We start from the raw sequence: 25,329 nt of genomic DNA on the forward strand, positions 1-25,329 counted from the left end.
AATTCTTGGCTATTGCTTTGTTTACGCACGGCCTTTGCCGGGCGACGCCCAGATCACACCAATTCCCGGCCCTTCGCGTCGATGGCATTGGCGACTGCCTCGTCCGTTGCCTCGTCCGGCAGGAGCATTTCGTTATGCGCCTTGCCCGACGGGATCATCGGGAAGCAGTTGGCAAGTGCGGCGACACGGCAATCGAAGATCACCGGCTTCTTCACCGAGATCATCTCCTTGATCGCGTCGTCGAGATCGCCCGGCTTTTCACAGCGAATGCCGTGGCCGCCATAGGCCTCCGCCAGCTTGACGAAGTCCGGCATCGCCTCGGTGTAGGAATGCGACAGGCGGTTGCCGTGCAGCAGCTGCTGCCACTGCCTTACCATGCCCATATACTGGTTATTCAGGATGAAGATCTTGATCGGCGCCTCATACTGAACCGCCGTGCTCATCTCCTGCATCGTCATCTGCACGGAAGCGTCGCCGGCAATGTCGATGACCAGCGAATCCCGATGCGCGATCTGCACGCCGAGCGCTGCCGGCAGGCCGTAGCCCATCGTGCCGAGGCCACCGGAGGTCATCCAGTGGTTCGGCTTGTCGAAATGGAAATGCTGCGCCGCCCACATCTGGTGCTGGCCGACCTCGGTGGTGATGTAGGTGTCGAGATGCTTGGTCAGCTCATACAGGCGCTGGATCGCATGTTGCGGCATGATGACGTCGTTGTTCGGCTTGAAGGCCAGGGAATCGCGCGCGCGCCATTTGGCGATCTGCTCCCACCATGGATAGAGCGCCTTCTTGTCGGTCTTGGCGGTCGCCCGCCACAACCGGACCATATCCTCCAGCACACGGCCGACATCGCCGATGATCGGCACATCGGCGCGCACATTCTTGTTGATCGACGACGGGTCGATGTCGATGTGGATCTTCTTCGAGTTTGGCGAGAACGCATTCAGCCGCCCGGTGATGCGGTCGTCGAAGCGCGCGCCGATGCAGATCATGACGTCGCAATCATGCATCGCCATGTTGGATTCGTAGCTGCCGTGCATGCCGAGCATGCCCAGCCAGTTCTTGCCCGAGGCCGGATAGGCGCCGAGGCCCATCAGCGTCGAGGTGATCGGGAAGCCGGTCAGGTCGACCAACTCGCGCAGCAAATGGCTCGCCTCGGGGCCTGAATTGATGACGCCGCCGCCGGAATAGATGATCGGCTTCTTGGCCTCCGCCATCAGCGCGACGGCAGCCTTGATCTTCTCGAGATCGCCCTGAACCTTGGGCTGGTAGCTGGTGCGCGGCGCGGTCTGCGGCGGCGTGTAGATGCCCTTGGCGAACTGGACGTCTTTCGGCACGTCGACGACGACCGGGCCGGGCCGGCCGGTGGTCGCGACGTGAAAAGCCTCGTGCAGAATGCGAGCCAGATCGTTGACGTCCTTCACCAGCCAGTTGTGCTTGGTGCAGGGCCGCGTGATGCCGACTGTGTCGCATTCCTGGAAGGCGTCGGTGCCGATCAGCATTGTCGGCGCCTGGCCGGTGATACACACCAGCGGGATCGAATCCGACAGCGCGTCCTGCAGCGGCGTCACCATGTTGGTCGCACCGGGACCGGAGGTGACGAGGACCACGCCGGCCTTGCCAGTGGAACGGGCATAGCCCTCCGCCGCGTGGCCTGCGCCCTGCTCGTGGCGGACCAGAATGTGCTCGACATCGTCCTGCTGGAACAGCTCGTCGTAAATCGGAAGAACCGCACCGCCGGGATAGCCGAAGAGATGCTTGACGCCATTGTCCTTCAGCGCCTGTACCACCATTTCGGCGCCGCTCATTTCACGCCGTCCGGTCTCGTTCTGTCCGTTGCTCATCGGTCTGGTTCCGTCTCTTCCGCTTTTTGCGTTTGCTGGTCGTATCGGTATTTTTGGCAATAAAAAAGGCCCCCGAGGGAGCCTGTGTCTTGCGCATGGGGGGATTTCGCCCGGCGGTTACACCGCCTTGCCCACGCGCCTTCCTACTACGAGAATGAGTGCTGTCTTCATGGTCGCGAACCATAGTTGCGCTCCGAAAGCGCGTCAACGGGAAAAATACGCAGCGTAAGGAGAATTCGGCAGCGCCAATCTGGTCAGCCGAGCCGGCTGATCAGGACGGCAAGTTCCGCCTGCCGGCGCGTGCCCGTCTTGTCGAAGATGAGTTTCAGCCGCGTGCGGGCGGTCTCGAACGAGACGCCCTCCCCGGTAGCAGCCGCGCGCAGCATTTCTCCCCGCCCGATCCGCACGGCAAGACGCACTTCCGCGGCCGTCAGCCCGAAAGCGTCGCGCAGGCTCTCATGCACCGCCGTCGACCGGGGCCTTTCGAGATCGTCGACTGTCATGATCATGCGTGCCAGGCCAAAGAAGTCGCGTGCAGCCCCCGCGATAGGCAAACAGCGCACGACGAGCGGCCGGCCTGTCGCCCGCCGCAGGAACACGCTGTTCGAAGGCTCGCTTGCAAGCGACGGCCTGTCTGCGGCCCGCGCGATCAGCTCCTGCAAACGAACATCATCGCCGGCCTCGACCGCATGAACATGGCTGTTTCGAACCGTCAGGCGATCGTTCAGCAATGTCTCGAAAGCCGCTGTGGAGTGGAGAATGCGGCCGGCGGGCGAAAGGAGCGCCAATGCCTCGCCGCGCGCACCCAGCGCATCGAGCATATTGGCCGCCTGCTCCAGCTTGGCACGAAGCGCGAATGAGCAAGCCGCCGCAACGTTGTCGACAAAATGGTTCATGGTCTTCAGTTCGTCGTCTTCGAACGATCCCGCGCGCAATCCGCGCTGGACCGTCAGCACGAAGTGAGAACCGGCATGAGAGGCGACGACCGTGCCGGCTTCCGACGTGATGTCGTATCGGGGCGCGAATTCCTGTTCGAACGGCAGACGCGCCCGCTCCTCCGCCGTAAACATCTGCCGCTCGGTGACCAGACCGCGAAAGCCGGCTTGCGTGATCGCCAACCCCCGCATCATGCGCGGGTTGTTCTCGTGCCAGCCGCCATCGACATAGTCGCGCAACAGGCCTTCGCTGCCGCGGCTCGCGATCGCGTTGTAGCCGTCCTTGCCGACCAGTTGGCCGAGCGCCAGCGAGGCGTTGCAGGCCGCTGAAATCATCTGCATCGCGTCGGGCCATGTCTCCGGCATCAGAGCGGCCTCATAGACCGCCTTCAATGCCTTATCCGCAACGTCCTGCCTCATCGGCGTCCACGGCAGGTCGAAGGCGTTGCCACATGCGGGGCAAACCCGGGATCATTCACCGGAAATGATACTCTCAAGACATTTCCCATGTTCTTGGGCGCAAATGCACCCAACCCAACTCCGTCATAAAGCTATCATTTTCAGCCAATGCCGTCGACAGGAACGTGAAAATCGAGCCAGCCTGCGGCCAGACGGAACCGGCCCCGTCAAACGGCGGGTCCGGACATATTTTCGTCGATCAACCGGGACGCTTGCAGCGCGGATCGTGCGGATCGCACTTGGCGACGCGCCTTGCCTGCGCCGGCGCCATTCCATGCCCGGCCATGGCCTGCGCCTGCGCGTGAACCATCGGCCGCTCATGCATCGCCATTGTTTGCTGATGCTTCGCCGCCTGGCGTGCCTGCTGTTGCGCCGATGCAACCTTGCGCTGCTGCTGCAAGGCGGCGCGGCGCTGCATAAGCAACTGTTGCGGGGTGACGCCGGCGGTGGTGACGTGTCTATTCACGGCAGCTGGTTTCAACGCCGCCGCGTTCACCACTTTGACCGGATGCTGCGGGGTTTTCAGTACCGAAGGCCCAGCCGGAACGCCGGCAACCGCCGCAGGCTTCGTCGTTACCGTTGGAAGCTTCTTCCCGTTTTGAGCAGAAACCGTCGCGCCAACGGGCTTCTTCGGGCCTGCCGAGGAGTTGGCGGGCTGTTGCGCGGCAGTCGACGAGGCTGGCACCGAAGCGCTGTTCGATTTCGCCAAAACGGGAGGCTGCGCGCCAGGGTTCAACTTGGCCGCCGACGTCTTGATCACCGCACCCTTTGAGGGATCGAGATGGGCGGCAGCGATCGAACCGCTGGACGGCGGCACCACTTTCGCCGCCCTCACCGATTTGACGACGTTGCCCGGCAATCGGCTAAGCGGCGGCCCGGCATTGACCGGCACGACGGCATTGCCGACGCGAACCGTGCCGGCGCGGCGGTAGTTGTTCACCGTGATGTTTTCGTTGATGATCGTGGTGTTGCGGACGAACGCAACGTTGTCGCTGACTGGCCGAAGCACAGGCAGGATCGCAACCGCACCGATCGCCGCTACCGGCACGAACGACCACCAGTCATCCTCGACCACGACCGTGGGCGGCGGTGCCGGCACCCAGCCGACATCCTCATCGCTCTCGCGCCAGACAACCCAGGCCGGCGCCCAGTCATTGCCGGAGACCCATACCCAGCCCAAATCCCGATCGAACGCCCAGCGCCCGTAGTGGAAGACGACCCAACCGAAAGGCTCGTCGGACTGCCAGTACCAGCCATCATCTGTCCAGACCCAGTGGCCGACCGTATAAGGCCGCCACCCGGACTGCACGGTTGGAACCCATACCTGCCCGAAACGCGACGACGTTCGCCACTCACCGTAGCGGGAAAGCCTTTCATGCGTTGAAACCGAGAATGCCGCAGCCTGCACTGCCTGGTTGCCAGGCGAGGCCAGCGGAGCGGCCGACATTCCACTCAGCGCCACGATCAGCGCCAAGGCGGTCAAACCGCCTTTCCTACCGAAAATTTTAGACAAAGACGCACGCATGGCGCCCTCCAGGATTGCTGCCGCAAAGCCTCTTTTTAAAGGCGATGGGGCAAAGATTTCGCCCGTCGATGCTCATCCCGGCCTGCGACCGATTTGCGGCTTCTGAAATCACGATTGCGCGAGTTTGATTAACGTCCATTAACCTATGCTCAACCATGCCCCGACACCCGGCCTTAACCCAATGTGGATAGACTTTTCGCAAATAGAACACTTCCGAGAGGCGCAGCCATTTCCATGTATGTCGACGGGCATAAATCCGGCGGAGAACCAACTTCGCAGGAACGTCGCGACAACGCGCAACCCGACGCGCGCGTCCTTGGCCACGTGGTTCATTGCGACGGCGCCCGCGCCACCATCGCAGCCTTCGCCGACGCGAGCGATGGTTCGGTAACCGGCCAGTGGACGGTCGGGCGCATGATCTCCATCAATCTCGGCGCCTGCCGTACCGTCGGCCTGGTCTATGCCATCGGCAAATCCGACCGCGTCTGGAACAACGATGGCCGCAACGCCATCGAGGTCAGCATCGAGCTCATCGGCGAGGTCCGCGATCTCCCTGCGCCGGCAAAGCCGGCGTTCGATCGTGGCATCACCGTCTATCCGCATATCGGCGCGGTCGCTCACCGCATCCGCGCTCGCGACCTTCAGGCGGTCTACGACCTTGCCGGCCGCAAGGCCGTCACCATCGGGCAGTTGTCGCAGGACGAGACTATCGACGCCTGCATCGCCATCGAAGACACGCTGACCCGCCATTTCGCCGTGGTCGGCACCACCGGCGTCGGCAAATCGACCGCCGTGTCGCTGCTTCTGCGCAAGACGATCCAGGCCAAGCCCGATCTGCGCGTGCTGATCCTTGATCCGCACAATGAATTCGCCGACGCCCTGCCCGAACTCAGCGTCAAGGTCGACACGTCGTCGCTCGACCTGCCCTTCTGGCTGTTTCGGCTGGAGGAGTTCGCAGAGGTGCTGTTTCGCGGGCGAGAGATCGTTCCCGAGGAACTCGATGTTCTGCGCGACCTGATCCCGCACGCCAAGAACCTTTATCGCAATCCCAACGCCGGCACCTTCATACGTCGCGGCGGCGATGCGCTTACCGCCGACACGCCGGTGCCCTATCGCATGGCCGACCTGATCAAGCAGATCGACGAGCGTATGGGCCTTCTGGAAAGCAAGAACGACCGCCCGGTCTATCGCGCGCTGAAGACGCGCATCGAGTCGGCTGTCGCCGATCCGCGCTACCGCTTCATGTTCGCCTCCAGGCTGATCGAGGACACGATCCACCAGACCATCGGCAACATCTTCCGCATTCCGCATGGAGGCCGGCCGATCACCTGTTTTGAGATGGCCGGCATGCCTTCGGAAGTGGTGAATTCGGTCTGCTCCGTTCTCGCCCGTCTCGCCTTCGACTTGGCATTGTGGAGCGAGGGGCGGCTGAAGCTGCTGGTGCTATGCGAGGAAGCCCATCGTTACATGCCTTCCGACCCAAGGCTGGGCTTCGCGCCGACCCGCCACGCCATGTCGCGCATCGCCAAGGAAGGCCGCAAATATGGCTGTTATCTCGGCGTGGTAACGCAACGGCCGGGCGATCTCGATCCGACGATCCTGTCGCAGTGCTCGACGGTGTTCGCCATGCGGCTCGCCAACGACCAGGACCAGAAGATCATCCGCTCGGCGATCGCCGACTCTTCGGCCTCTACCCTGTCCTTCCTGTCTTCCATGGGCCAGCGCGAGGCCATCGCCTTCGGCGAAGGTGTCGCGACCACCATGCGCCTGAAATTCGAACGCCTGCCGGCAAATCTGATACCCGGTGCGGGAAAACGTCATGCCTCGGATGCAACCAGCACGGACGATGCGGATGTCGATCTCGCCGCGATCGTCGAGCGGCTGCGCAACGTGCCCCGTCCGCAGCAGAATCTCGGCTTCTCCGAAGCCGTTGATGTGCAGCGCCAGGCCGGCGATCCTGGCTATCGCAAGACGGCAACTGCAATCCCGGCAGCCGATGACCTCGACGTCAGCTTCGGCCTCAAGACGACAACCTTTGGGCTCCGCCCGCGCTCGGATTGAAGCCAAAACCGACCATCATCAGCAGCACCAATTGCGACGCCGGCTGGCTTGGGAAGAATTCCCGCAGGAATTCGTCAGGCTGAGTCTTATGGCGCTGGTTTTCGAGAACCGGAGCGGAGCGTACATTTTAGTACGTGAGCACCGGAAGCGCAGAAAACCGGTGTCAGAAGGCCAGCATCACGAATTCATGTGGAATTCTCAGGCGCTGACGCGATTGCGGCCCTGTCTCTTGGCCTCGTAGAGCTGCTTGTCGGCGCGGCGGAAGAACTCTTCGGCCGTTTCCTTGCGATCCCAGACGGCAAGGCCGACGCTGGTGGTGATCTTCAGACGTATGTTGCCGTTGAACACCGTGGTGGCGGCGATCGCCTTGCGTATGCGCTCGGCGAGCCGGGTCAGCATGTCGGCGTCCATGTTGGGTGCCACCACCGCGAATTCCTCGCCGCCGAGACGTGCGACGACATCGTGGTAGCGGGTCATGTCCTTCAGGCAACTGGCGACGGCGCGCAGCACATCGTCGCCGATATCGTGTCCGTGCGTGTCGTTGACCTGCTTGAAATGATCGAGATCGAGGATCATCAGGCCGACAGGCTTGTCTATCTTGCGAAACTCCTCGAGATATTCCCGCAGCGCATCGTCGAAATAGCGCCGGTTCTGCATGCCGGTCAGCGCGTCGGTGAGCGCGGCCTGTTCCAGTGTTACTGAGCGGGCGCTGAGAGAGGCCGTCATGGCGCGCAGCTTGCCCTGCTCTTTCACCTGCGTGCGGATCTGCGGATAGATGAAGAAGATGCCGAAGAACAGCGCAGTTGCGAGAAGAACACCCGTCGCGAAAAGCAATTTGGAAAGATAGGCGACGCCCTCCATCCGCTCCGGCTGGTAAAGCGTCTCGGTCGACGTGTGAAGAACGCCGTAGGCATGCACGATCACCGCTCCGGCCGCGAGAATAACGGTAATCAATACAAAAAAGGCCGATTCCGACTGGTGGAAGCGCATATTCTTTCCGTTGACGAGCTGTCGTGAATTGTTATGCCACCTTGGACCTTACGGAGGGTTAACCCCGGCAACCGCAAGGCGAGAACAGCGCAGCCATTTGCGCCGCGCAAGCTGTATTGAAATCCCCCCTACCCTTTCGCTTCCAAAGCAACCGAAGCGTCGATGCGCTGCCACTCGGGCCCAAGCTGATTGCGGAACCATGTTCCTTGTCGCTTGGAATATTGTCGCGTTGCAATCTTTGCGCGTATAGTTGCCTCGGAAAACTTAATTTTTCCTGAATCCGCGGCCTGAAGCTCCCGAACGCCGATCGCCTTCATGGCAGGCAAGGCCGGATCGAGCTCCAATGCGCTCAGCGCTCTCACCTCTTCCAGCGCGCCTGCCTCAAGCATATGATCAAACCGCTGGTCTATGCGATGCACAAGCGCAGCACGCTCTGGTTCGATCACAAAGAAGTGAGCGCTTTCCCGGTCTATCAGCGGATGCCCGCTATCAGCCTGCCAGTGCAGGATGGAACGGCCCGATGCCTCCAGCACCTCCAGCGCCCGAACGATGCGCTGCCCGTCGGTGGGGCGCAGGCTCTGGGCGGTTTCGGGATCCTCCTGCCGCAGGATGCGGTGCAGACGGTCGGGTCCGTCCTCGAGCAGGCGGTAGCGCCACCGGTCGCGGATCGCCGGCGGGATTTCCGGCATCTCGGAAATGCCTTCCGCCAGCGCCCGGAAATAGAGCCCGGTGCCGCCAACGAAAATTGGCGTCCTGCCCTCGAACACCCCCTCGCCCATCAACCTCATCACGTCGCGCAGCCAGGCGCCGGTCGAATAGGCGGTTCTCGGCGAAACGTGGCCGTAAAGGTGATGCGGCGCGCGCGCCAGGTCTTCCGGGCCGGGCCGCGCCGTCAGCACGTTCAGCACGGCATAGCCTTGCATGGAATCCGTGTTGACGATCACGCCGTTTTTCTTCTCGGCAAGGTCGAGCGCGAGCGCCGACTTGCCGCTGGCGGTCGGCCCGGCTATCAGGATCGCGTTCCTGATGCTTCCGCCACCCTCAGCCTTGCCGGATTTCTCCATGTCGCTTGTCGCCACGCTCATTTCCCATCCGGCCCAGAGCCGACTTTCGCAATCGCTGGCGAATATGGCCTCGCAGGCGGTCGGCGCAAGCTCTGTTCGCTGGCTTTCCGAGAAAATCGCCTGCGATATCGCTTTGCCGAATTCCATTTCGGCGGACGAAGCTCAGTCGAAGTTGCGTGCAGCGCTGGACGGCGAACCCATCGACATCGTCGTCCAGGAAAGCGAAACGCGCCGGAAAAAGATCCTGATTGCCGACATGGATTCGACCATGATCGACCAGGAATGCATCGACGAACTGGCCGACGAGATTGGCGTCAAGGCGCATGTCGCGGCCATCACCGCGCGCTCGATGAATGGCGAGATCGCCTTCGAACCGGCGCTGCGCGAACGCGTGGCACTCTTGAAAGGGCTCGACGCCGCCGTCATCGACCGCATCATCGCCAATCGCCTGACACTGGCTTCCGGCGGACTGCAGCTGGTCGCGACGATGCGCGCCAACGGCGCCTACGCGGCATTGGTTTCCGGCGGCTTCGATGTCTTCACCTCGTGCATCGCCGCCATGCTTGGCTTCGACGAGAACCGCGCCAACCGTCTCATCGAGGTGAATGGCCATCTCACCGGCGAGGTTGCCGAGCCGATCCTCGGCCGCGCCGCCAAGGCTGACGCGCTGAACGAAATCTCCGCACGCCTCGGGCTCTCGCCGGCGGACGCGATTGCCGTTGGCGACGGCGCCAACGATCTCGACATGATCCATCTTGCCGGCACTGGCGTCGCGCTCCACGCCAAGCCATCGGTCGCAGCCGAGGCAAAGGTGCGCATCGACCATGGTGATCTCACCGCCCTGCTCTACCTTCAGGGCTACAGCGAGAAGGAGTTTGTTGCATGAAGCCTATTCGCACAGAACGCCTTATCCTGCGCAACTGGGAAGAGCGCGACCGCGACCTGTTCTTCCGCATCAACTCCGACGAAACGGTGATGGAGTTCTTCCCCTTCCGCCGCGACCGCGCCCATGCCGACGCCAAGATGGACGCGATACGCGCCGAGAACACTGAAAACGGCTATGGCTGGATGGCGGCAGAAATAGCCACGACGGGTCAATGCATAGGCTTCATTGGCCTCCACGACGCCGAGATCGAGCCGGCTGCGCCCTCCGGCACGATCGAGATCGGCTGGCGGCTGGCGCCGGAATTCTGGGGCAAGGGCTATGTCACGGAGGGTGCTGCCGCACTGCTCGATTTCGGCTTCGACACCCTTGGCAAGCCGGAAATCATTTCCTTCGCCGTCGAGAAGAATCACCGCTCGACAGCCGTCATGGAACGTCTCGGCATGCGCCGCGAACCATCAGGCGACTTCGATCATCCTGAAGTGCCCGACACGCATCCGGAACTGAAGCGGCATGCGCTGTACCGGCTGTCGCGGGAAGACTGGCGGGCAAGGAAGTAAGCCCGACTTTCGGACGCAGGGGACATTCTTCGAGGCGAGCCGTTTCCTTCTTCCCGTTCGCGGGGTGAGAAGCGGCCGCCGATGGCGACGAAAAGCCAACGATTTGGCTTTTAGCCCGAAGCCATAGCGAAGGGCTGGTGGCTCGAAGGCCGTATGAGGGCTGCCCAACGTCGGCGCTGCCCCCTCACGGTCGCGCCGCCTGCTACCCCATACCTATGTCATACCTACCGGAGCGAGAAGCGCCGTTAGACAAGGTCAGATGGGCCAAGGTCCAACTATCACGCTCCCAACGGTTTGATTATCTCCAATCTGATCTCGGATCATACGCTCGGTTTTATCCGGCGGTTCCAGGGTGCATTACTCATCAGCAAAACCGGTCTCAACGCCGATTGAAGGAGAGGCACAGATGCAAAAGAATTGGCTCGTAACCATCTCGGCCGTTGCAATCCTCGCCGTCAGCGTTGTCCACCCGGCCCTCGCTCAAGAGCAAGCATCGCCCATCCCGACGAGCCGTCCGGCGCAAACCGAAGCGCTTTCGGAGCAGGAGGCCCGCACTATCGCGAAGGACGCTTATGTCTACGCCTACCCCATGATGCTGACGCATGCCACGTTACGGAAGCTGAGCAATTTCGCGGAGGCGCCGCCCGGAGACGCCTTCGGTCCGCCAAACCAGTTTCATCACGCTCGCGCCTTTCCGAAGGCTGAAGACAGGATCGTCATTCGCACGAACGTCGACACCCTCTACTCGGCCGCCACCCTCGACTTGAAAGCGGAGCCGATTGTCCTTTCGGTGCCTGCAGCCGATCGCTATTTCATGCTGCCGATGCTCAGCCTTTGGACGGACGTGTTCGCCGTGCCTGGCACGCGCACTACCGGCAAGAACATTGCGCGAGATTTCCTTGTGGTTGGGCCGCAGTGGCAGGGCGATGCGCCTGAGGGTCTGGAGGTCATTAGAAGCCCCACCCGGTATGTCTGGATCATCGGCCGGACGCAAACCAATGGCGCCGCAGACTACGAGAACGTGCATAAGGTACAGGACAGCATGAAGCTCACGCCCCTCTCGGCTTGGGGCAAGGACGCGCATGTTGCGCCAAAGGGTGTGGTTGATCCGAGTATCGATATGAGAGCTGATCCGCCTGCTGTGGTGGAGAAGATGGATGCCGCGACCTTCTTCTGGAGTTTTGCCGAACTGCTGAAAGACAATCCGCCGAACGCGGTCGATTATCCGATTGTTCATCGGCTCGAACGTGCGGGCTTCAAGATTGGAGAGAGTTTCGATTTCACGAAAGTACCGGCAACTGTCCGGCAGGCATTCGAGAGCGGCTATGCCGATGGCAAGGCGCTGGTGCTGGCTGAAGGCAAGAAGGCAGCCGGCATCGGCGGCAAGGGCTGGATATACACGACCCGCAGCGGCACCTATGGCACGGACTATCTCTACCGCGCGGCCATTGCCCAATGTTGCGTCGGCGAGAACCTGCCGCAGGACGCGGTCTATCCTTCACTGTCCAGCGACATTGAGGGCCGCGCGCTGGATGGCAGCAACAACTACGTGCTGCATTTCGACAGGGGCAATCTGCCGCCGGTAGACGCGTTCTGGTCGGTGACGGCCTATGACATCGAAGGCTACTTCATCCCCAACACGCTTAAACGTCAGGCGATCGGCGACCGCGACAAGCTCACTGCCAACGCCGATGGCTCTGTCGATCTCTATATCCAGTCCGCCTCCCCGGGATCGGATAAAGAGGCCAACTGGCTCCCGGTAGGCAAGGCACCGTTCAACCTGCTGATGCGCCTCTACTCCCCGCGCGAGGAATTTCTAGAGGGGGCGTGGGCACCGCCACCTGTCAAAAAGGTTGACTGACGCAAAGGCTGCAACGGTTGAAAACCGATTCTCGAACGCAAAGAAAAAGGGCGGTCACTCGACCGCCCTTTCCCAAAAAAAATCAAACACTTGCGACCGTTTCCGGACTCAGTCCATCCGCACGGTCACGAAGCGCAGTTCGCCGCTCTTGGAGGCCAGCATGAGCAGGGCGTTCTTGCGGCCCTGTTCCTTCAGCGCGCCGATGCGGTCCATCACGTCCTTCGGCGACGAGACCGATTCCTGAGCGATCTCGGTGATCACTTCGCCGGCGAGGATGCCACGCGCGGAAGCTGCAGAATTCGGCGCGACTTCGGTGACGACGACGCCCGAAACCTCGGCGCCGATCTCGAACTTCTTGCGCGCTTCGTCGTTCAACTCGCCGATGGTCATGCCGAGAACGGAAGCGGTCGCGACCGCGCCGCTGTCGCCTTCGCCTTGTGCCGGCTTGTCCTCTTCGTCCTGGCTAAGCTTTTCGCCATCTTCCAGACGGCCGAGCGTGACCTTGACGGTCTGCTCGACGCCCTTGCGCACGATCAGCACGTCCACGGCCTTGCCCACCGGGCTTTCGGCCACGACACGCGGCAGGTCGCGCATCTCGTGAACGTCCTTGCCGTCGAATTTGGTAATCACGTCACCCGGCTGGATCGAGCCGTTGTCGACCGGCCCGCCCTTGATGACACCGGCGACCAGTGCGCCCTTGGCGCTCTTCATGCCGAGGCTTTCGGCGATCTCGTCGGTGACCGGCTGGATGCGCACACCGAGCCAGCCGCGGCGCGTCTCGCCGAATTCGCTGAGCTGGGCAACGACGCCGGCAGCCAACTCGGAGGGGATCGAGAAGCCGATGCCGATCGAGCCGCCCGAGGGCGAGATGATGGCCGTGTTGATACCGACGACTTCACCTTCCATATTGAACAGCGGACCGCCGGAATTGCCCCGGTTGATCGCCGCATCCGTCTGGATGAAGTCGTCATAGGGGCCGGAATTGATATCGCGGTTACGCGCCGAGATGATGCCTACCGTGACGGTGCCGCCAAGACCGAACGGGTTGCCGACGGCCATCACCCAGTCGCCGATGCGCATCTTGTTGGAATCGCCGAAATTCACAGCCGTCAGCTTCTTGCCCTTGGGATCGACCTGCAGCACGGCGATATCGGTCTTGGTGTCGGTGCCCTTGAGCGTCGCCTTGAGCTTGGAGCCGTCGGAGAAGTTCACCTCGATCTCGTCTGCATCGGCAATGACGTGGTTGTTGGTGACGATGATGCCCTTTTCGGCATCGACCACGAAGCCGGAACCGAGCGACTGGACCTTCTGCGATCCACCGCCACCACCGCCGCCGCCTTCACCGTCCTTGTTGCCCTGGCGGTTCTTGAAGAAATCGTCGAAGAAATCCTGGAATGGCGAGCCTTCCGGCAGTTGCGGCATCGGCACAGCGCCCGGACCTTCGCCACCCTTCACCGTCTGCGACGTCGAAATGTTGACGACAGCACCTAGCAGCCCCTCGGCCAGATCGGCAACCGAAGCCGGACCTTGCGGCGCGAGTCTCGGTGGCTGAACCGGCGTCTGTGCTTGCGGCGCGATCTTCGGCTTATCCTGCGCCAGCGCGGGGACGGCGACGTAAGGCGCGGCGACCGCGCCGGCCAGCAGCGCCATGGTCGCGGCCACGAAGGTTCTTCTTACCGCAGGCGGTACGAGTGTGAACGTCATAAGCAGGTGGCCTCCGGTTCAGATAAAGAAATAGCGTGGCAGCCCTAGGGGCGCATTACCATGTGGCAGGTAAAATACGGCGTGTTTGCGGCCTTGCATACTGCCCGGGGCGGGATGGCCGACAATCTTGTGTGAATTACCCGCGGGCAATCCAGACGATGCCGACGCCGATGGCGATCGCCGCAAGCCCGGCAACGCGCAGGGCGTTTTCAGGCACCAGAAGCACCTCCGCCGCCAGCTTCTTGGCGAGCAACGGAAAACCGCCGTAGATCAGGCCCTCTATGACGAGGACCAGACCCACGGCGGCGATAAAGTCGGACACCGGCGATTACTGGCCGGTGGCTGGCTGTGCTGCACCCGCAGCCGGAGCGGCAGGCGCTGCCCCCGAGGCCGTACCGTTCGGATTGCGGAAGAAGCGGAAGAACTCCGAATCCGGCGACAGCACCATCGTCGTGCCGGAATTATCCAGCGCCGAGCTGTAGGCGCTCATCGAGCGGTAGAACTCGAAGAACTCAGGATCGCGCTGGAACGCGCCGGCGAAGGCAGCGTTACGAGCGGCTTCGCCCTCACCGCGCAGGATTTCCGATTCCTTGCGCGCTTCGGCAACCGTCTCGATGACTTCGCGGTCGGCGCGGGCGCGGATACGCTGTGCTGCTTCACGGCCGCGTGCCCTGAGCCTCTCGGCCTCGGCCAGACGCTCGGCCTTCATGCGCTCGAAGGTCTGCGCCGAAACGTCCTGCGTCAGGTCGGTGCGGCGGATGCGGACATCCTCGATCTCCAGCCCGAGCGAGGTTGCGTCGGGACGGAGCTGGTCGCGCACCTCACGCATCATCGAGGCACGTTCTTCCGACAGCGCCGACTCGAAACCGCGCAGACCGTAGACCCGGCGCAAGGCCGCGTCGAAACGCGTCTTGAGGCGGGCTTCGGCAAGCGAGATGTTACCCGAAACGGCCTGACGGAAACGACGTGGGTCCGAGATGCGATAGGCCATGAAAGCATCGACATCGTAGAACTTGCCGCCCGAAACCTGCACGCGGATGTCGTCGAGGTCGAAGCGCAGGACGCGGTTCTCGACCATCTGGACATTGTCTGCTTCGAAGATGCCGAACGGCGCCTTGAAGTAGATGCCGGGCTGCGTCTTCACGTCGACGATTTCACCAAAGCGCAGGATGATCGCCTGCTGCTTGGCGTTCACCACGAACACCGACGAATAGAGGATGAAGAGAAGGACGACGGCGATGAGGCCGATGATTGGAAGTCGGTTGCTCATCAGTTGCCTCCTTCGGCGGGAGCGGCAGGTGCGCGCTTCTGGAGTTCAGGCAACGGCAGATAGGGCACGACGCCCTGGCCGCTACCTTGTTCGACGATGACCTTGTTGGAGCCCTTGAGCACCTTTTCCATCGTTTCGATGAACAGGCGCTGGCGCGTCACATCGGGTGCCTTGGCATATTCGTCGTAGACGGAGATGAAGCGCTGCGCCTCACCTTCGGCTTCCTGCACGACACGGTTCTTGTAACCAGCCGCTTCTTCGCGAACCTGAGCCGCCTCACCGCGAGCCTGACCGAGCTTCTGGTTGGAGTACTGGTTGGATTCCTCGACGAAACGGTCCTCGTCCTGCTCGGCGCGCTGCACCTCACTGAACGCATCCGCCACTTCGCGCGGCGGCGAAGCGTCCTCGATCGAGATGGCGTTGACCGCGAGGCCCGAGCCATATTCCTCGAGCGAGGTCTGGATGATGCCGCGCACGGCATCCGCAATGCCCTGACGATCGTCGCGGAAAATGTCCTGCGCCGGGCGGCGGCCCACGGCCTCACGCATTGCGCTTTCGGCGACCTGCCGCAGCATGTCGTCCGGGTTGGACACGTTGAAAAGATAATCGCGCGGATTGTTGACCTGATAGGCCACCGAGAACTGCACGTTGACGATGTTCTGGTCGCCCGACAGCATCAGGCCCGAGCTGGCGCGGTCCGAACCGCCGCCGATATTGATCAGCTTTTCAGCCGTGTTGGCCTTCTCGACCGTTTCGATCGGCCACCAATGGAAATGCAGGCCCGGCTCCGAGAGCTGGTCCTTCGGCTTGCCGAAGCGCAGTTCGACAGCCACTTCGTCCGGCTGCACGGTGTAGACGGCCTGGAAGGCCCAGAACACCAGAAGTGCTATGGCGATGAGGCCGAAAAGGGCCGGGTTGCCGGCGCCGCCGCCGGGAAGAACGTTCTTCAGCCTGTCCTGGCCGCGGCGGATGATATCCTCGAGATCCGGGGGAGAACCCTGCGGTCCGCTCGGACGAGGGCCCTGCCCCCATGGTCCGCCGCTATTGCCGCCGCCGCCGCCCCATGGGCCACCGCCGCCGCCTCCTCCACTCTGATTGTTCCAGGGCATGAATGTCCTTTCGCTTCAAAAACTTCCGCGCCTGCTGCGACAGGCCCAAATTCCTTATCTTCCTTCTATAGGGACGCCATCACGCGCTTTCAACGCAACCGCCGTCTGCGCCGCACCTTTTCAGATGCGACACGTTCCCCAAGCACGCCTTCAATGCACGTCCGCACGGCGTTCGTAAACCGTATAGCGTGTCGCATGGCTGTCCTTTTCGCCGGCTGGCAGCTCCTCCGCGCGGACAATACGCCAAATCCGAGGGTCGATCGCCGGAAAACGAGTGTCGCCGTCGATTTCGCCCAGCACATGCGTCACATGTAGCCGGTCCGCCATCGGCAAGGCCTGCCGGTAGATCTCGCCGCCGCCGATGATGCAGATTTCGTCCGCGCCATCCATGCAGCGGCCGCGCACGGTGGCAAGCGTGATCGCATCCTCCAGCGAGCCGACGATCTCGGCGCCTTCGACGGAAAAACTCCGGTCGCGGGTCACCACGATGTTCAGCCGCCCCGGCAGCGGACGCTTGGGAAAACTCTCCCAAGTCTTGCGGCCCATGACGATCGGCTTGCCCATCGTCCCGGCCTTGAAGCGCTTGAGGTCGTTCGAAAGCCGCCACGGCAACCCGCCCTCGCGGCCGATCACGCCGTTTTCGGCGATGGCGACATAGATCGCGATATGCATCAGTTACCGCTCCCGCTCTGGCTTGGAGTGAGGATCAATATGTTGAGATCGCGCTCGGGATAAAAATCGTTCGCCGTCATGCGGAAGGTCGTCGGCCCGACCTTTTCGACACCGTTGCCACAAAAGGAGATGATGTTCTTCGGATCGCCCTTGTCGATGGTCAGCGCGAACTTACCGATAGTGCCGGTGGCCCAGTTGCCGCCCGTGGTCAGCACATAGGCGATGCGGCTCTCGCTGAGCGAGGGATAGCCGTCGGCATTTTCCTTCGCCGATTTGGCAACGGCGCGTTCGAAAGCGGCATCCATGCAATAGCGCTGCTTGTAGTCGGCATAGCCGTCGCCCTGGAATTTTCCGTCATTGAAGAAGTTCAGCCCCACCGAGGCGCCAACACTGGGCTGATAGCTGTGGGCGACCTTCACCGTCTTTCCCGCCGGAAATTTCGCACGCCACCAATAGGTCGAGCGCAACTGCCAATAGGGCGTGCGCACGCTCTTCATGCCCGAGCCATCATCAAACTCGTCGATGACGATGATGCCGCGATCAAGCCAGTCGTCGGCGACATCCTGCGGCAGCGCCTCCAGCGCCTTCACCGCGGTATCGCCGAACGGATAGAACGGTACGTTCTGCGCCTTCAACTCGTCGGATACATCGATGCCGACGGCGACCGCCTTGTGCTCCAGTTCCGGCTTGATCGCCTGGCCGTCGGCCGAAACCTCGAAGCCGAGGAAATTGTCGACATCGTTTTTGGGTATCGCCGGCATCTCATAAGGGCTGCCGGCAATATCCGGCATCGGAAAGGCGACGATGGTGTCGACATCCTTGTCCGTCTGGTTGCGGAACACGTAGTCGACCGTGACCTTCTCCTGCGAGATGAACAGGTCTTCGCTTTCCATGGCGATCGCGTCGGTGCGCGACAGAATCAGCCCGCCGGTGCCGAGTTCGGCCACAGAGTCATTGGCCAGCGCCGGCGCCGACACGGTGACGAGGCTGGCGAGCAGGACGTGGCGAAGCATGAAAAATCCCCCGGCGTTGCGCTGATCGGCATGGTTTTGCCGAGTCAGTCAGGCATGGGCATCTAACCTGCCTGGGGAGGTGTGATCAAAGCAAATTCGATGGCCGGAATTGCCCCTTACCCGTACCCTCTCCCCGTAAGGGCGGGGAGAGGGAGGCGTCAGCGTCGCGGCCAGCCACCTTCTCCCCGTACTATACGGGGAGAAGGTGGCGGCAGGCGGATGAGGGGCGGCACCGTCGTCGAAGTAGGAAAAGCCAGCAGATGACTGTCAGGGCAGAGTCGGCAAGCAGCCTCAAGCCTTCAGCAGCCACTCATGCTCGGTGGCATTGTGGAACTTCCACGTCCGCTTCGGCCCAGCCATGACGTTGAGATACCAGAGATCGTAACCATGGCAGGCAGCGCAGGGATGATACCCCTTGGGCACCATCACCACGTCGCCGTCTTCCACCGCCATCGTCTCATCCAGCGAACGGTCGTCGGTGTAGACGCGCTGGAAAGCAAAACCCTGGGGCGGGTTGAGGCGGTGGTAATAGGTTTCTTCCAAGTAGGACTCAGCAGGCAGATTGTCCTGGTCGTGCTTGTGCGGCGGGTAGCTCGATGTGTGGCCGCCGGGTGTGATCACTTCGACCACCAGCAGCGAATCCGCCGGCTCGCCTTCCGGCAATATGTTGGTAACGTAGCGCGTGTTAGTGCCCTTGCCGCGCAATTCCTCGTGAAGATCCTTCGGCGCGATCACCCGCACCGGCAGCCCGCCGCCGAGGCCGGGTGCGGAACAGACGGCGAGTTCCAGATCGGTGCCGGCTTCCACCGACCATTCGGTGTCCTGCGGCACATAGACCGACCATGGCTTGCCCTCGAAGGGCGACATGCGCTCGCCGAGAACGCCGAGATCCTGCCCGCCGGCATGGACCCTGCCCTTGCCCGAAACGAAAACGAGGCAGACCTCGCGCGAACCACTGCTCTCCGCCACCGTCTCGCCGGGCGTCAGGCGATGCAGGTCGAAACCGACGTAACCCCAGCCGGCACTTTGCGGCGTCACATGGGCGACGCGGCCGCCGCCATCCTTGGCCTTCACCAAAAGCTTCGACATGGCTTTAATCCTTCTTGTCGGCATCCACAGGCGGCGGCGCATAGCTGAAGAGATACTGCCACGCAGCGTAGGCGGAAAATCCCAGCATGATCATTCCCCATGTCGGCGAATCCATCGCGAACTCGATGCCCGCCCAGACAAGGCAGAATGCAACCAGCGCGATACGCCGCCACAGCGGGTGGAAGAAGGGATGTTCGTTATCCTTGGTCAAATGAAACGGCTCCAATCGGAAATCAGGTCAGCTCTTGCGCCCAAGCTTGGCACAGTCCGGCAGGGATGTGCCAGCACGATCAGACATTGGGGAAGCCCTGCGTCTCGACAGTGTAGCCGGCAGCATTCATCACCCGCATCAATTCCTTGTGGCCGACCTGAGCCATTTTCAGCGGCGGGTTCTTCTTCGGGTCCTGCTCGGCCTCGACCACGAACCAGCCTTCATAGCCATGATCCGCGAAGCGCTGCACGATAGCGGCGAAATCCAGCGAGCCGTCTCCCGGCACCGTGAAGGCGCCCAGCGCCACCGCGTCGAGGAACGACTGCCTCTTCCGGTCCAGGCCGTCGATCACGCCACGGCGGATATCCTTCACGTGCACATGGCTGATGCGCTTGTGGTGATTGTCGATGGCGCGCAACACGTCACCGCCAGCGAAAGCGAGGTGACCGGCATCGAGCAGCAGCGGAATGCCCTCGCCGGAATGGTTCATGAAGGCATCCAGCTCGTGCTCGAACTGCACGACGGCAGCCATATGATGATGATAGGAAAGCGGCATGCCCTGCCCGGCGCACCATTCGCCGAATTCGGTGACCTTACGCGCGTATACCTTCATCTCGTCGTCGGAGAGCACCGCCTTCGTCGCCAGCGGCTTCGAGCGGTCGCCCTGGATCGAGCGGCCGACCTCGCCATAGACGATGCAGGGCGCGTTGACGGCCTTGAACAGGTCGATCATCGGCTGGATGCGGCGCTTGTTGGCCGACAGGTCCTCATCGACCAGCGTGCCCGAAAACCAGCCGCCGCAAAGGGTGACGTCCGCAGCCTTCAGGATCGGCAGCATGACCTCCGGATCGTCGGGAAAACGCCGGCCCTTCTCCATGCCGGTGAAACCCGCCGAGCGCGACTGGCGAAGACATTCCTCCAGCGAGACATCATCGCTCAGTTCCACAAGATCGTCGTTCCACCACGCGATGGGTGACATGCCCAGTTTGGCTTTCAAGTCGTTGCTCCGGTTTCAGATCGTTGGGATCGTTCTGTTGTAATTTGGGAGGTTGGCGCTGCCCCTCACCCTTACCCTCTCCCCGTGAACGGGGAGAGGGAGGCGCCAGCGTTGGAGCTTCCTCCTTCTCCCCGTCCCTATACGGGGAGAAGGTGCCGGCAGGCGGATGAGGGGCAGCGCCGACCTCAATCCCCTACCCGCTGCAATTTCACCGCCTCTTCATAAGCCTTCCGCGCAGCGACAACTTCCTTACGCGCGCTCACCTCCGGCACCGCCACATCCCACCAATGCCCGCCGGCGTCGGTCGAAATCAGCGGATCGGTATCAATGACCACCACGGTCGTGCGCGGGTTCTGCTTGGCGCGACCCAACGCCGTCTCCAGCTCCGCCACCGACGACACCTTTTCCGAGATCGCGCCGAGGCTTGCGGCATGGGCGGCGAAGTCGATATCGGGCAAGGTCTGGTGGCGCGAGTCCTTCAGCAGATTGTTGAAGTTGGCCCCGCCGGTGCCCATCTGCAGCCGGTTGATGCAGCCATAGCCGCGATTGTCGAGCAGCACGATGGTCAGCCGCAGGCCGAGCATCACCGAAGTGGCGATCTCCGAATTCAGCATCAGGTAGGAGCCGTCGCCGACCATGACGACGACTTCCTCGTCGGGCTTCGCCATCTTGACGCCGAGCCCGCCGGCAATCTCGTAACCCATGCAGGAATAGCCGTATTCGGCATGGTAGGAACCCGGCGCGCCGGCTTGCCACAGCTTGTGCAATTCGCCGGGCAGCCCGCCCGCCGCATGAAGCACCGTGACGCCCGAACCCATCGCCCGCTGCACCGCGCCGATCACCTGCGCATCCGAAGGCAGCGCGGCATTGGTCGAAGCGGTGACCTTGGCAGCCGCCGCCTGCCATTCGGCCTTGCCCGCCTTGGCGTTTTGCGTCCACGCTGCCGGCGCTTTGTAGCCCTTCAGCCCTGCGCCCAGTTCCGCCAACCCTTCCGCAGCATCCGCCACCAGCGGCAGCGCGCGATGTTTTCCCGCATCGAACGCCTGCACATTCAACCCGACAAAAGTCTTTTCCGAATTCCGGAACAGCGCCCAGGAGCCGGTGGTGAAATCCTGCAAACGCGTGCCGACCGCCAGGATCACATCGGCCTCCTCCGCCAGCCGGTTGGCAGCCGAAGTGCCGGTGACACCGACCGCGGCCATGTTGAGCGGATGATCGTCCGGCAGCGAGGATTTGCCGCCTTGCGTCTCGCAGACCGGAATGCCGGTCGCCTCGACCAGCCGGGCGAGATCGCCGGATGCCTGCGAATAGAGCACGCCACCGCCTGCGATGATCAGCGGCTTCTTCGCGTCCTTAAGTGCTGCCACCGCCGCCGCCAGTTCGGTGCGGTCCGGGCGTGGCCGGCGCTGCGTCCACAGCCGCTCCTCGAAGAAGCTCTCGGGATAATCGTAAGCCTCGGCCTGCACATCCTGGCATAGCGAAAGTGTCACAGGCCCGCATTCGGCCGGATCGGTGAGCACTTGCATGGCCCGCGCCAAAGCCGGGATGATCTGCTCGGGCCGCGTGATGCGGTCGAAATAGCGCGATACCGGGCGGAAACAGTCATTGGCCGAAACGGTGCCGTCACCAAAACTCTCCACCTGCTGCAAAACCGGGTCGGGAATGCGGTTAGCGAAGACATCGCCCGGCAAAAGCAGCAGCGGCAGCCGGTTGACATGGGCCAGCGCGCAGGCCGTGACCAGATTGGTGGCACCGGGGCCGATCGAGGAGGTCACCGCCATGATGCGGCGGCGGAAATGCGCCTTGCCATAGGCAATCGCCGCATGGGCCATCGCCTGCTCGTTATGGGCGCGGAAAGTCGGCAGGTCCTCGCGGACCTGGTAGAGCGCCTCGCCCATGCCGGCGACATTGCCATGCCCGAAGATCGCCCAGACACCGCCGAACAACGGCAGTTTCTCGCCGTCAATCTCGGTCATCTGGCGGGCGAGAAAGCGCGTCAGCGCCTGCGCCATGGTCAGGCGGATTGTCTTTGTCATCGCTTATTCCTCCCAGCCCTTTATGCCGCCTTGCGTCCGCGCGCGGCAAGCCACGCTTCGGTGAGCTTTTCGAAACGCGACGCCATGTCGGCGATCGCCTCCTCGTCCGAGATTTTCCCGGCCAGCCACTTTTCGGCGGCGTCCACGAATATGGTGCGGCCGACGGCAAAGCCTTTCACCACCGGCGCATCGGCGGTCGCGGCGAAAGCGGCCTCCAGTTCGGCTTGCGGCGCTTCCAGGCCGAGCAGCACGACGCCGCGGCACCACGGATCGTTCTTCGAAATCACCGCCTCGACTTTGCGCCACGCCTCCGCCGAGGCCTGCGGCTCCAGCTTCCACCAGTCCGGTTTGATGCCGAGATCGTAAAGCTCCTGCAAGGCGCGCGGGATCGTCTCGTCATCGAGCTTGCCATGCTTGCCGGCGATGATCTCGACCAGCAACTCGCGCCCCACCCGCCGCGATGCCTCGAACAGTGCGCGCAGCTTCTGCTGCTGTTCTTCCTTCAGGGCAGCCGGATCGTCGGGGTGGTAAAAGCTCAGGCATTTGATGCAGTGGTCGACCGGCCAATCGACAAGCTGCGAGCCGATGTCCTGCGAGAACTCGAAACGCAGCGGCCGCGAACCCGGAAGCTCGACCGGCCGCCCCAGCCATGCAAACGGATGGCGGGCGAATTCGAACATGGCGTCGCGGCCATGCTTTTCGTCCAGCAGCATGCCGTAGCCTTCGCGGCCGTTCGCAACTCGCGCTGCAGCCTTCACCGCCAGCACCTTGAAATCGCCGATCCGCGCCGCATCGACGCCGAGCCTTGCCGCAACATCCTCGAGTTGCGAGCGATGGTCGATCGCCAACGCCATCAGCGACGGGATTTCGCGCCGGCGGTTGGTTGCCCAATGGATGTGGTTGATCGCCTCGTCCTTGCGGAGTGCATGCTGCTTGCTGCCGTTCTTCAGGAAGAACTGCAGCTCTTCCCACGTCGGATATTCCGGCGCGCAGAGCAGGCGCGAGACGGCGAATGCGCCGCAGGCATTGGCCCAGGTGGCAGTGGTCTGCCAATCCTCTCCACCGAGCCAGCCGCGCAGCAGGCCCGACAGGAAGGCATCGCCTGCGCCGAGCACATTGTAGACCTCGATGGGGAAACCCTTGCCGACGATGCCGTCTTCAAGATCGTCGCTGATCTCGCCATCATAGACGATGCAGCCCATCGCGCCGCGCTTGAGCACGATCGTGGCGCTTGAGACCGCACGGGTCGCCCTCAGCGCGCCGAGCACATCGTCCGCGCCCGATGCGATCATGATCTCTTCCTCGGTACCGACGATCAGGTCGCAATCCGGCAGCACGGCCTTCAACTGCGCCGAGACGCGGTCGGATTTCACGTAGCGCCCAAAGCCCTCGGCATGGCCGGCAAGGCCCCAGAGGTTGGGGCGATAGTCAATGTCGAACGCGACCTTGCCGCCATTCTGCTTGGCGATGCGGATTGCCTTACGCTGCGCGGCGGCGCTGTTTTCGCGCGAAAAATGCGTGCCGGTGACCACGATGGCGCTTGCCGAAGCGATGAAAGCTTCGTCGATATCGCCTTCCGAAAGCGCCATGTCGGCGCAGTCGGAGCGATAGAAGATCATCGGCGAAACGCCCTCTTCCTCCACCGCCAGCAGCACCAGCGCAGTCAGCCGCTCGGGATCGGTGGCGATGCCGTCTATGGCAACGCCCTCGCGCTGCAACTGTTCGCGAATGAAGCGGCCCATCTGCTCGTCGCCGACGCGGGTGACCAGCGCCGATTTCAGGCCCAGCCGCGCCGTGCCGACGGCGATGTTGGTCGGGCAGCCGCCCACCGATTTGGCGAAGGAGGCGATATCCTCCAGCCGCGAACCGATCTGCTGGCCATAGAGATCGACCGATGCGCGGCCGATGGTGATGACGTCGAGCAGCACTTTTTCGGCGCCACGAGACCCTGCCATGGCTTCCTCCCGAAACCGGAGCATCGAACCGAAAACCGAAATCCGGCTTTCGGACCATTTCGATGCTCATTCAAAAATGTCAGATCGACCTTTGCGCACGCAAGCGCGACGCATGGCGATCCAGGGATTGCTTGTTCAGCGCATTCTGGTCAACAGCCGCTGATAAAAATACGAAATATTAATTCCACACTCTAGTCAATATGGAATGTATATTCTTCCCGTGGAATGACCGTATTCCATCAGTCACGGCGCTTTTCGGCCACCGCCACCGTCAGCGTCATGGCCAGCGCCATTGTCGCCGACATGGAGCGGAAGCCGGCGCAATCCGATTCGGCGACCTCGAACCACTCAGCAGCCGACTGCGCCAGCGGCGAGAACGCGCTGTCGGTGATGGCCACCACCGGCACACCCTGCTCGAAAAGCAGCCTGGCCTGATCTACGGTCGCAGACGCGTAGGGCGAGAAGCTGACCGCCAGAACGGCATCCTTCGGGCCGGCAAAGGATATGATCTCGGGATCGAGCCCGGCAGCCGATTCGATCAGCTGGCTGCGGATTTTCAGCTTGCCGAAGGCGTAAGCCATATAGCTGGCGATCGGATAGGAGCGACGCCGGGCGAGCAGGTAGATCGTCTCGGCCCTCGCAAGAATGGTCACAGCCCGCTCAAGCACGCCATCGTCGATGGAGCGCGATATTTGATCCAGCGAATTGCTCGCCGCAGCAACAAACCCATCGAAAATCGCCCGGTTCCTGCCCCCTTCTGGCGCCGAGCCGCGCAGCGTCGTCAGCCGGTCTTCATAAGAGGTCGTACGCTCGCGCAGCCGCTCGCGAAACACCGATTGAAGGCTGGTGAAACCGTCGAAGCCGAGATGCTGGGAAAAGCGGATCAGCGTCGAGGGCTGCACGCCTGCGGAAGCGGCGATGCTGGCCGCCGTACCGAAAGCGATCTCGTCGGGATTGTCGAGCGAATAGGCGGCGACCTGCGCGATGCGCTTGGGCAGCGATTGCCTCTGGTCGAGGATTTTTGCCCTCAGTGTTTCATAGTCGCGCGGCAGGTCTGGTTCGATGTTCATGCGTTTCACACTGCTTGGTCCCCG

21 protein-coding genes are annotated in these 25,329 nt (G+C 62.4%); 4 read left to right on the forward strand and 17 right to left on the reverse strand.

Annotated features, from left to right (window positions below; translation table 11 throughout):
- Positions 1-53: 53 nt before the first annotated feature.
- The 3 genes from G6N74_RS07570 to G6N74_RS07580 all read right to left on the reverse strand — a co-directional run bounded on the left by G6N74_RS07570 (position 54) and on the right by G6N74_RS07580 (position 4,718).
- Positions 54-1,841 carry an acetolactate synthase 3 large subunit gene (locus G6N74_RS07570; RefSeq protein ID WP_165115979.1) on the reverse strand — a complete coding sequence of 596 codons (1,788 nt, stop codon included), beginning with the start codon at positions 1,839-1,841 and terminating at the stop codon, positions 54-56.
- Between the two features lie 254 nt (positions 1,842-2,095).
- Positions 2,096-3,196, reverse strand: coding sequence for a helix-turn-helix transcriptional regulator (locus G6N74_RS07575; RefSeq protein ID WP_165115981.1), 1,101 nt, complete (start codon positions 3,194-3,196; stop codon positions 2,096-2,098).
- Positions 3,197-3,434: 238 nt separating this feature from the next.
- Positions 3,435-4,718 (reverse strand): DUF6600 domain-containing protein, encoded by a 1,284-nt coding sequence (locus G6N74_RS07580; protein WP_246245677.1) that lies wholly within the window; start codon positions 4,716-4,718, stop codon positions 3,435-3,437.
- Between the two features lie 276 nt (positions 4,719-4,994).
- On the opposite strand from G6N74_RS07580, the gene G6N74_RS07585 reads away from it, so the two are divergent.
- Positions 4,995-6,821, forward strand: a complete 1,827-nt coding sequence (locus tag G6N74_RS07585; protein WP_165115983.1) for an ATP-binding protein — start codon at positions 4,995-4,997, stop codon at positions 6,819-6,821.
- A gap of 198 nt (positions 6,822-7,019) precedes the next feature.
- Here the strand turns inward: G6N74_RS07585 and G6N74_RS07590 are convergent, their stop codons facing one another.
- Positions 7,020-7,811 carry a GGDEF domain-containing protein gene (locus G6N74_RS07590; protein ID WP_165115985.1) on the reverse strand — a complete coding sequence of 264 codons (792 nt, stop codon included), beginning with the start codon at positions 7,809-7,811 and terminating at the stop codon, positions 7,020-7,022.
- A 128-nt stretch (positions 7,812-7,939) separates the two neighbouring features.
- On the reverse strand, positions 7,940-8,896 hold the full coding sequence (gene miaA / locus G6N74_RS07595) for a tRNA (adenosine(37)-N6)-dimethylallyltransferase MiaA (protein WP_165115987.1): 957 nt from the start codon (positions 8,894-8,896) through the stop codon (positions 7,940-7,942).
- On the opposite strand from miaA, the gene serB reads away from it, so the two are divergent.
- The 3 genes from serB to G6N74_RS07610 all read left to right on the forward strand — a co-directional run bounded on the left by serB (position 8,874) and on the right by G6N74_RS07610 (position 12,179).
- Positions 8,874-9,761, forward strand: coding sequence for a phosphoserine phosphatase SerB (gene serB / locus G6N74_RS07600; protein ID WP_165115989.1), 888 nt, complete (start codon positions 8,874-8,876; stop codon positions 9,759-9,761). The genes miaA and serB overlap by 23 nt on opposite strands.
- Positions 9,758-10,318 (forward strand): GNAT family N-acetyltransferase, encoded by a 561-nt coding sequence (locus G6N74_RS07605; protein ID WP_165115991.1) that lies wholly within the window; start codon positions 9,758-9,760, stop codon positions 10,316-10,318. The genes serB and G6N74_RS07605 overlap by 4 nt, the downstream gene beginning before the upstream one ends.
- A gap of 406 nt (positions 10,319-10,724) precedes the next feature.
- Positions 10,725-12,179: a DUF1254 domain-containing protein gene (locus tag G6N74_RS07610; RefSeq protein WP_165115993.1), complete on the forward strand. Its 1,455-nt coding sequence runs from the start codon at positions 10,725-10,727 to the stop codon at positions 12,177-12,179.
- 108 nt (positions 12,180-12,287) lie between these two features.
- Here G6N74_RS07610 and G6N74_RS07615 read toward each other — a convergent pair whose 3' ends face one another.
- The 12 genes from G6N74_RS07615 to G6N74_RS07670 form a co-directional block, all read right to left on the reverse strand.
- On the reverse strand, positions 12,288-13,883 hold the full coding sequence (locus G6N74_RS07615) for a DegQ family serine endoprotease (protein ID WP_165115995.1): 1,596 nt from the start codon (positions 13,881-13,883) through the stop codon (positions 12,288-12,290).
- A gap of 136 nt (positions 13,884-14,019) precedes the next feature.
- Positions 14,020-14,205 (reverse strand): DUF2065 domain-containing protein, encoded by a 186-nt coding sequence (locus tag G6N74_RS07620; RefSeq protein ID WP_165115997.1) that lies wholly within the window; start codon positions 14,203-14,205, stop codon positions 14,020-14,022.
- A gap of 6 nt (positions 14,206-14,211) precedes the next feature.
- Positions 14,212-15,153 carry a protease modulator HflC gene (gene hflC, locus G6N74_RS07625; RefSeq protein ID WP_091914813.1) on the reverse strand — a complete coding sequence of 314 codons (942 nt, stop codon included), beginning with the start codon at positions 15,151-15,153 and terminating at the stop codon, positions 14,212-14,214.
- Positions 15,153-16,262: an FtsH protease activity modulator HflK gene (hflK, locus tag G6N74_RS07630; protein WP_165115999.1), complete on the reverse strand. Its 1,110-nt coding sequence runs from the start codon at positions 16,260-16,262 to the stop codon at positions 15,153-15,155. The genes hflC and hflK overlap by 1 nt, the downstream gene beginning before the upstream one ends.
- A 150-nt stretch (positions 16,263-16,412) precedes the next feature.
- The gene (locus tag G6N74_RS07635; RefSeq protein WP_165116001.1) at positions 16,413-16,934 is read right to left on the reverse strand and encodes a dihydrofolate reductase; all 522 of its coding nucleotides are present in this window, start codon (positions 16,932-16,934) and stop codon (positions 16,413-16,415) included.
- Complete coding sequence (locus G6N74_RS07640; RefSeq protein WP_165116003.1) at positions 16,934-17,947, reverse strand: DUF4424 domain-containing protein; 1,014 nt, start codon at positions 17,945-17,947, stop codon at positions 16,934-16,936. The genes G6N74_RS07635 and G6N74_RS07640 overlap by 1 nt, the downstream gene beginning before the upstream one ends.
- Positions 17,948-18,238: 291 nt before the next feature.
- On the reverse strand, positions 18,239-19,036 hold the full coding sequence (gene iolB, locus G6N74_RS07645) for a 5-deoxy-glucuronate isomerase (protein ID WP_165116005.1): 798 nt from the start codon (positions 19,034-19,036) through the stop codon (positions 18,239-18,241).
- 4 nt (positions 19,037-19,040) lie between these two features.
- Positions 19,041-19,247, reverse strand: a complete 207-nt coding sequence (locus G6N74_RS07650; RefSeq protein ID WP_165116007.1) for a DUF3329 domain-containing protein — start codon at positions 19,245-19,247, stop codon at positions 19,041-19,043.
- A gap of 79 nt (positions 19,248-19,326) precedes the next feature.
- Positions 19,327-20,244 (reverse strand): myo-inosose-2 dehydratase, encoded by a 918-nt coding sequence (iolE, locus tag G6N74_RS07655; protein WP_165116009.1) that lies wholly within the window; start codon positions 20,242-20,244, stop codon positions 19,327-19,329.
- Positions 20,245-20,429: 185 nt separating this feature from the next.
- Positions 20,430-22,280 carry a 3D-(3,5/4)-trihydroxycyclohexane-1,2-dione acylhydrolase (decyclizing) gene (gene iolD / locus G6N74_RS07660; protein WP_165116011.1) on the reverse strand — a complete coding sequence of 617 codons (1,851 nt, stop codon included), beginning with the start codon at positions 22,278-22,280 and terminating at the stop codon, positions 20,430-20,432.
- Positions 22,281-22,300: 20 nt separating this feature from the next.
- Complete coding sequence (locus G6N74_RS07665; protein ID WP_165116013.1) at positions 22,301-24,235, reverse strand: bifunctional 5-dehydro-2-deoxygluconokinase/5-dehydro-2-deoxyphosphogluconate aldolase; 1,935 nt, start codon at positions 24,233-24,235, stop codon at positions 22,301-22,303.
- A gap of 239 nt (positions 24,236-24,474) precedes the next feature.
- Positions 24,475-25,305, reverse strand: a complete 831-nt coding sequence (locus tag G6N74_RS07670) for a MurR/RpiR family transcriptional regulator (protein WP_205826573.1) — start codon at positions 25,303-25,305, stop codon at positions 24,475-24,477.
- Positions 25,306-25,329 lie beyond the last annotated feature (24 nt).

The organism is Mesorhizobium zhangyense (genome assembly GCF_011045115.1).
Classification (GTDB): domain Bacteria; phylum Pseudomonadota; class Alphaproteobacteria; order Rhizobiales; family Rhizobiaceae; genus Mesorhizobium_M; species Mesorhizobium_M zhangyense.

Coding starts and splice junctions, on each gene's coding strand:
- G6N74_RS07570 (WP_165115979.1), bottom strand. CDS start 1,841: ATGAGCAACGGACAGAACGAGACCGGACGGCGTGAAATGAGCGGCGCC.
- G6N74_RS07605 (WP_165115991.1), top strand. CDS start 9,758: ATGAAGCCTATTCGCACAGAACGCCTTATCCTGCGCAACTGGGAAGAG.
- iolD (WP_165116011.1), bottom strand. CDS start 22,280: ATGACAAAGACAATCCGCCTGACCATGGCGCAGGCGCTGACGCGCTTT.
- iolB (WP_165116005.1), bottom strand. CDS start 19,036: ATGTCGAAGCTTTTGGTGAAGGCCAAGGATGGCGGCGGCCGCGTCGCC.
- G6N74_RS07670 (WP_205826573.1), bottom strand. CDS start 25,305: ATGAACATCGAACCAGACCTGCCGCGCGACTATGAAACACTGAGGGCA.
- miaA (WP_165115987.1), bottom strand. CDS start 8,896: ATGAGCGTGGCGACAAGCGACATGGAGAAATCCGGCAAGGCTGAGGGT.
- G6N74_RS07635 (WP_165116001.1), bottom strand. CDS start 16,934: ATGCATATCGCGATCTATGTCGCCATCGCCGAAAACGGCGTGATCGGC.
- G6N74_RS07610 (WP_165115993.1), top strand. CDS start 10,725: ATGCAAAAGAATTGGCTCGTAACCATCTCGGCCGTTGCAATCCTCGCC.
- G6N74_RS07640 (WP_165116003.1), bottom strand. CDS start 17,947: ATGCTTCGCCACGTCCTGCTCGCCAGCCTCGTCACCGTGTCGGCGCCG.
- G6N74_RS07590 (WP_165115985.1), bottom strand. CDS start 7,811: ATGCGCTTCCACCAGTCGGAATCGGCCTTTTTTGTATTGATTACCGTT.
- G6N74_RS07615 (WP_165115995.1), bottom strand. CDS start 13,883: ATGACGTTCACACTCGTACCGCCTGCGGTAAGAAGAACCTTCGTGGCC.
- hflC (WP_091914813.1), bottom strand. CDS start 15,153: ATGAGCAACCGACTTCCAATCATCGGCCTCATCGCCGTCGTCCTTCTC.
- G6N74_RS07575 (WP_165115981.1), bottom strand. CDS start 3,196: ATGAGGCAGGACGTTGCGGATAAGGCATTGAAGGCGGTCTATGAGGCC.
- serB (WP_165115989.1), top strand. CDS start 8,874: ATGTCGCTTGTCGCCACGCTCATTTCCCATCCGGCCCAGAGCCGACTT.
- G6N74_RS07665 (WP_165116013.1), bottom strand. CDS start 24,235: ATGGCAGGGTCTCGTGGCGCCGAAAAAGTGCTGCTCGACGTCATCACC.
- G6N74_RS07585 (WP_165115983.1), top strand. CDS start 4,995: ATGTATGTCGACGGGCATAAATCCGGCGGAGAACCAACTTCGCAGGAA.
- hflK (WP_165115999.1), bottom strand. CDS start 16,262: ATGCCCTGGAACAATCAGAGTGGAGGAGGCGGCGGCGGTGGCCCATGG.